This window comes from Thiohalocapsa sp., assembly GCF_019695415.1.
GTDB lineage: Bacteria > Pseudomonadota > Gammaproteobacteria > Chromatiales > Chromatiaceae > Thiohalocapsa.
The window spans coordinates 1-4,829 of sequence record NZ_JAIFKJ010000137.1 but is presented as its reverse complement, the minus strand read 5'-3'; the positions used below and the strand labels follow the sequence as shown (position 1 = coordinate 4,829).

5 protein-coding genes are annotated in these 4,829 nt (G+C 66.0%); 4 read left to right on the top strand and 1 reads right to left on the bottom strand.

Going from position 1 to position 4,829, the window contains the following annotated elements:
- Positions 1-1,539, bottom strand: a 1,539-nt coding sequence (gene nadB / locus I6U14_RS03465) for an L-aspartate oxidase (RefSeq protein WP_296896909.1), incomplete at its 3' end; no start/stop codon positions are given.
- Between the two features lie 494 nt (positions 1,540-2,033).
- Here nadB and rpoE point away from each other — a divergent pair.
- From rpoE to I6U14_RS03445, 4 genes are all read left to right on the top strand, one after another.
- Positions 2,034-2,612 carry an RNA polymerase sigma factor RpoE gene (gene rpoE / locus I6U14_RS03460; protein WP_296896908.1) on the top strand — a complete coding sequence of 193 codons (579 nt, stop codon included), beginning with the start codon at positions 2,034-2,036 and terminating at the stop codon, positions 2,610-2,612.
- Between the two features lie 39 nt (positions 2,613-2,651).
- Positions 2,652-3,203 (top strand): sigma-E factor negative regulatory protein, encoded by a 552-nt coding sequence (locus I6U14_RS03455; protein ID WP_296896907.1) that lies wholly within the window; start codon positions 2,652-2,654, stop codon positions 3,201-3,203.
- The gene (locus tag I6U14_RS03450; protein WP_367115622.1) at positions 3,203-4,228 is read left to right on the top strand and encodes a MucB/RseB C-terminal domain-containing protein; all 1,026 of its coding nucleotides are present in this window, start codon (positions 3,203-3,205) and stop codon (positions 4,226-4,228) included. The genes I6U14_RS03455 and I6U14_RS03450 overlap by 1 nt, the downstream gene beginning before the upstream one ends.
- Positions 4,229-4,489: 261 nt before the next feature.
- Positions 4,490-4,829 (top strand): SoxR reducing system RseC family protein (locus I6U14_RS03445; RefSeq protein WP_296896903.1); only part of this gene is annotated, 340 nt, incomplete at its 3' end.

The following is a 4,829-nucleotide window of genomic DNA, read 5'->3' as shown; positions in this document are numbered from 1 at the left end:
GGTGTAGTGCAGACCGCGGCTCTCGCGGCGGCGCTGGGCGGACTGCACAATGAGGTCGGCCACTTCCACCAGGTTGCGCAGTTCCAGCAGGTCTGTTTCCACCCGAAAGTCACTGTAGTTCTCGATGATCTCCTGGCGCAGCAGGTCGATGCGGCGCTTGGCGCGCATGAGGCGCTTATTGGTGCGCACGATCCCGACGTAGTCCCACATGAAGCGCCTGAGCTCCTCCCAGTTGTGGGAGATGACCACTTCCTCGTCCGCCTCCCGGACGCGGCTCGCATCCCAGGGCGGGGCCGCCGGCGGCTCCGGCCAGCCGTCGGCTAGGGCTTCGATGTCCTGGGCTGCCAGCTCGCCGAATACCAGGCATTCCAGCAGCGAGTTGCTGGCCATGCGGTTGGCGCCGTGCAGGCCGGTATAGGCCGCCTCGCCGATGACATAGAGCCCGGGACGGTCGGCACGGGCGCGGGCATCGGTGAGGATGCCGCCGCAGGTGTAGTGGGCTGCCGGCACCACCGGGATGGGCTCGCGGGTCATGTCGATGCCGAGCTCCAGGCATCGGGCATGGATGGTGGGGAAGTGCTCGCGGATGAACTCGGGCTCGCGGTGGGAGATATCGAGCAGCACGTACTTGCTGCCGATGCGCTTCATTTCGTGGTCGATGGCGCGGGCGACGATGTCGCGCGGGGCCAGCTCGGCACGCTGGTCGAAGCGCGGCATGAAGCGCTCGCCGTCGGGCAGCAGCAGCCGCGCCCCTTCGCCGCGCAGTGCCTCGGTGATGAGAAAGGATTTGGCCTTGGGGTGGTAGAGGCAGGTCGGGTGGAACTGGATGAACTCCATATTCGCCGCCCGGCACCCGGCGCGCCACGCCATGGCGATCCCGTCTCCCGTGGCTACATCCGGGTTGCTGGTGTACACATAGGCCTTGCTGGCACCGCCGGTTGCGATAACGACGAAGCGGGCCAGAAAGGTCTCCACCTCGCCGCTCGCGCTGTTGAGGCAGTAGGCACCGATGCAGCGGTGCTCGTCGGCGCCTACGCGCAGGGCGTCGATGAGGTCGATGGCTGTGTAGTGCTCGAACAGGTCTACATTTGCGCGCGAGCGGATGCGCCCTTCCAGCGTATCTTCGACGGCGCGGCCGGTGGCATCCGCGGCGTGCACCACCCGCCGGTGAGAGTGCCCGCCTTCGCGGGTGAGATGGTAGCCCTCTGCGCTGCGGTATTGTGCGTCGCGGGTGAACTGAACACCCTCACCGAGCAGCCAGCGGATGTTCTCGGGGCCATGCTCCACCACCAATCGAACCATGGCTTCATCGCACAGGCCGGCGCCGGCGTTCAGCGTGTCGCGCACGTGGGATTCCACCGAGTCCGCCGCATCCAGCACCGCCGAAATACCGCCCTGGGCGTAGAGCGTATTGCCCTCGCGAAGCTCGCGCTTGGACAGCACGGCGATGCTGAGCCGGTGGTGGAGTCGCAGTGCCAGGCTGAGGCCGGCGGCACCGCTGCCGATAATCAGCACATCGTGGCGGTGTGGCGTGGTCATGGGCGGATCCAGGGCGTATGACAGAGGGTCCTGATCATCGCATGCCGTTGTACATCTGCGGCAGAGCGCGTGCGGCTTCGGGTGCAGGGCGGAGGAGGGCTGCGTTGATCATTATTGTCAGGCGAACTGCCGTTCGGCGGGTGTACAGTCAAGCACCGGCTCGTGCGTTCCCGATGTCCTGCCGGCGCTGAAGGCTTAGGGATGCTTGGTGAGTATGGACAAAACATGAACAAGAATCCATAAAGCCTCGTCATAACCTGTCCACTTCCGGGCGCCCCGTTTTTATGTAGTGGTTCGTCCGCATGTTCTCCCGCATTGGGCGGGGCTGGTCGCTGCCGGCCACGGTGCGCGAGCATAAGGCTTGCGCCCCATGCCCTTGCGCTGCGTCAGCCCAAGCACGGCGCAGCGCGAACTTAAACGCACTGGTGAGTGTCAATGGCTGATGAGCAACAGGCGCAGTCCGGTCGGCCGCGTAAGCGGAGCCGGGGGACGCCATGAGCGAGCGCGAGGTGGACCAGGCCCTCGTGGAGCGGGCGCAGCGTGGCGATGGTCGCGCTTTTGATCTGCTGGTGCTGAAGTACCAGCAGCGCGTCGCGGCCCTGATCGGCCGCTATCTCCGCGACAGCAGCGAGGTCATGGATGTCACGCAGGAAGCCTTCCTCAAGGCGTATCGAGCCTTGCCTGGCTTTCGTGGCGAGAGCGCGTTCTACACCTGGATCTATCGCATCGCCATCAACACGGTGAAGAATTACATGGTCGCGCAGGGTCGGCGGCCCCCGGGCGACGACGTAGAGGCCGAAGTCGCGGAACAGATGGACGTCGGCGGTCGCCTGCGCGAGCAGGCGACGCCGGAGCGGGAGCTGCTTACGGATGAAATTGCCGAGAATGTGCAGGCGGCCCTGGATGGGCTGCCAGAGGATCTGCGTACCGCGATCGTCCTGCGCGAGCTTGAGGGCATGAGCTATGAAGAGATTGCGACGGCAATGTCATGCCCGATCGGCACGGTACGCTCGCGGATCTTCCGCGCGCGCGAGGCCATCGATAAGCGGTTGCGCCCGCTGTTGATGACTTAACACTGAAACACCAGACAAGCGTTACCCCGGGGGTTCGATATGAGCACGCAGCAGCAACGGCAGCGCGTCTCGGCCCTAATGGACGGTGAAGTAGGCCGCTTCGAGGCCGCTGCTGCCGTGAAAGACCTGACACGCTCGCCGGATCTAGCGGGTCACTGGGAGCGGTGGCACCTCATCGGTCGGGCACTGCGTCATGAGAGGAGCGACCTTCATGCGCGGGCGACAGCGGATCGGGTTCGTGCTGCCGCCGATGCCCAGATGCCGGGCGCCGCAATCGCGCTACCTGCGGCGGCCGTGTCAAGCCGACGGCGCCGAGTGGCGACGGCCGCACCGCTGCTGGGGGCCGTCGCTGCGGGCGTACTCGTGCTGGGGTTGGGGGTCGTGCTCACCGGTCCCCTCCTGCAAGACAGCCGCGCACCGCAGGGGTTAGCCCGAGTCCCGCAGACTGTGGAGCGGTGGCAGCAGCCCGATCCAGCCGTGCGGGCACGGCTCGATCGTCTGCTCGTCAACCATCAGGAGCAGGTGTCCGGCATCGGACGCTCTGGCGTCGGTGCTTACGCCGCCGTTATCGGTTACGAGCGCCGGCCCTGATGCGGCGGGCACTGGTTCTCGCGGCGGCGATGGGCTCGGTGTTGCCGTTACAGCCGCCGCGGCTGCGGTTGCTGCCCGCGGTTGGGATGCTGCTCTCGCTATCGGTTCTCGGCTCCGCGCTAATGCTCGTATCGCCACTCGCGCGCGCAGTCGATGATCCGACGCGCCTGCTCGAGCGAATGAACCGGGCACTAGCGCAGCAGGAGTTCGAGGGTACGCTCGTCTACCTTCACGGCGAAGACCTCGCGGCGCTGCGGGTAAGCCATCGCATCAACAACGGTACGCCGGGGGAGAGTCTGCTGTCCCTGACGGGGCCGGTGAGGGCACTGTCTCGGCATGCGGAGGGTGTTACCTGCATGCTGCCGGATGCGGCGCCGCTCACCGTCCGCAGCAGTCACAGCCACAGCCGGCTCCTGCGGCAGCTGCCTCTGGATTTTCCCCGTCTGGCCAAGCACTACAGCATCGAGCACCTGGGGCGGTTTCGGGTTGCGGGCCGGGACACAGAGGTCGTGGGCGTGCGGGCAAATGACGATTACCGCTACGGATACCGCTTCTACGTGGACGAGGTGAGCGGCCTGCCGCTGAAGGTCGACCTGCTGGCGGAGAACGGTGCCGCCGTGCAGCAGATCATGTTTACCGAGATCGACATTGAGCCGGACGTCGGCCCTGACGGCAAGACAGTGGGCGCGATGCCAGCGAGCGCGGCCGGCAGCACGGATCGACAGGACGCCGCGGAATCGGTGCCTGTCCGCCTGCCCCCGGGTTTCCAGATTGTCTCGCGCGAGACCCTGGCGCGGGACGACGGCCACCCCATCGAGCAACTCGTTGTCAGCGATGGCCTCGCGTCCTTCTCCGTGTATCTGGAGCCGCCCATCGATGGTGCCCTGCAAGGCCAGTCGCAGCTCGGTGCCGTGAGCGCCGCGGGCGGTCGCATCGGCGACTGGCAAGTCACAGTCGTAGGCGAAATCCCACCTTTGACGGCACGCATGGTGCTAGAGAACATCGAGCCACCGGACGGGCTCTGAGGCGAAACCGGGTCGGTAGGTGCGTCTAGGGAAGCGCCGATTTATTGGCGCTTCCCGTGCGGGGCAGGATGCCCCGCCATTTTCGGCGACGTAAGTCGCTGAAAATGAAGGAGCCGGGAAACCGCGTTTTCCGGCTCTGTCTGATTTTTGGGCAGGATGCCCAATAAATCAGCATCTCCCTAGTCGGCGGATTGCGCTTCGCGACCACTGCGCCTATTCTTGATCGGCTGAATCATCAACCGTCGCTTTGACCCCGCTTCCTTGATCGAAGAGCAAGCCACAGTCGTCCGCGTCGACCAGACCATCGCCTGGGTGGAAGCCATGCGCCGCAGCACCTGCGGCCAGTGCAGTGCCGCTGCGGGCTGTGGCACCTCGCTGCTCGACCGTTTCCTCGGCCGCCGCCCTCTGCGTCTAGAGGTGGAAAACAGCCTGGACGTGGGAACCGGCGACCGGGTGATTGTGGGCGTGCCCGAGGGTGCGATGCTGCGCGCCGCAGCGGCGGCTTACCTGGGGCCTCTGCTGGGGTTGCTGCTGGGCGCCGTCCTCGGCCGTCACTTAGGGCTCGCGTGGCTCGCGCCCTTGGCGCCGGGCGGGGGAGAAT